Raw genomic sequence first — 1,566 nt, forward strand, 5'->3', positions numbered from 1 at the left:
AATATTCACATCATAGACAAGGAAAGAAGAAAATATTCAGCTCACTTTATGATGTGGCTGAATAGTTACTAATATTTAAATCGAAAACCGATTAAAGTAGACGAACATTGGTAAAGTTAGAGCAATACATAATTTGTGTGTGTCGAGATACTGGTTCAACTCTTTTCGATTTTCAGATGTTTTTCTACATGTTGCTTATGGGACTATAATTCTGTCGTTACAACTGACCAAAAGGGAAGATTTCTATCGCTATAATGGAGGCTTTCTGGGAGAGAAAAAGCCCTCTTCGTGCTTCTTTCCTATAAAATTAACTAGCGGGAGGTTGAATAGTTACTTATATTTAAAATGAAGATTGTTTTTATACCTCTCCATTATCTTATTAAAACGTTTGAACGTTTGTCTGGTGTTAAAACTTATATAGAAAGAAGAGAACTTTTAGACATTAAGTTTGATTGAAAGCATGATAGGATCTGTAAAAACCCCAAAAAAATTAAGTAAAAATAAAAAAATGAATTTCCACTGATGGAAAAAGTTCTTGTGTATTCACTTTTGTCCTTCGTACCTACAAGAATTAATTATATTTGATACATAGAGGAGGAACGATGTTGTGAATAATAGTCAATTTCCTGACCAATTTTCTAGAAATGGGCAAACTTATAGAAAAATTAGTTTCGACAATGTTGAGCAGTTACGAAACATATTGCTTAGCAACCCGTATAAAATTTATTGTTTAGTAGACGAAAAGGTTCCGGATACAGATCCTACCTTATTTTTAGTATTATATGCTGAGGAATTTGATAATACAGTAATTTTGTTTGATATAAGTTTAGACTTAAAATCTACTGTTACCACAGAGCTAGATATAGTTGTAAATGGCTACAACGAAGTGATTGATGTCGGTTACATTGAAAGGTATCCGTTGTGTTTTTATATCAAAGGTGATGAACATGAAGATATATAAAAAGAACGGCAAAAAATTTCTTTATGACATGGTTAAAGGGATTTTACGGCCCGCTACTCCCGAAGAAAAAGTTAGACAAAAGGTGGTTAAATATCTTGTAGAACAAATGAAAATTCCTATAGAGGCGATAGAAACTGAGTTATTATTAAGCTCTATTGATAATTTATCAAAATTAAGAGCGGATATTGTAGTTTGGCATATTAATGAAGCAACAAATTCAGAAGAATGTTTATTAATTATTGAAGTTAAAGCTCCCCATGTTCCTCTTACTGAAAAAACCTTAGAACAAGTAATGAGTTATCAATCCATATTAAAAAGTAAGTATGTTGCAATAACCAATGGGGAGGATTTAGAAATATATCAAATAAGAGAAAATGGAACCGCCCAATTACTGACAACGGAACTTTACACATATGAGGACTTAATAAATAGTAATGTAAAATTCGCTAAAAAAAGAACTATGCGGAGATTATCTTTTGATGAGATAAATTATCACAGATATATAAATATGCTAATAGATAAAGGATACATAGGAGGTAACTATTCACCCCAGTGCTAGTGTATAAAAAAGCCCAGCACAAATAGGGCATTTCGGTCATAGAAAA

The 1,566-nt window shown here is 31.4% G+C and carries 2 protein-coding genes; both read left to right on the forward strand.

The genetic code is table 11. The features are described 5' to 3' along the window. The first annotated feature begins 607 nt into the window (after positions 1-607). Positions 608-961, forward strand: coding sequence for a hypothetical protein (locus DCC82_RS16915; protein WP_097355073.1), 354 nt, complete (start codon positions 608-610; stop codon positions 959-961). After that, positions 948-1,520 (forward strand): type I restriction enzyme HsdR N-terminal domain-containing protein, encoded by a 573-nt coding sequence (locus DCC82_RS16920; protein ID WP_158268601.1) that lies wholly within the window; start codon positions 948-950, stop codon positions 1,518-1,520. Before DCC82_RS16915 ends, DCC82_RS16920 begins: the two co-directional genes overlap by 14 nt. Positions 1,521-1,566: the final 46 nt, after the last annotated feature.

The organism is Geobacillus sp. LYN3 (assembly GCF_003064505.1).
Taxonomy (GTDB): domain Bacteria; phylum Bacillota; class Bacilli; order Bacillales; family Anoxybacillaceae; genus Parageobacillus_B; species Parageobacillus_B toebii.

What these genes read in the sequence shown, in the direction of transcription:
- DCC82_RS16920 (WP_158268601.1), top strand. Translation starts at nt 948, where the DNA reads ATGAAGATATATAAAAAGAACGGCAAAAAATTTCTTTATGACATGGTT.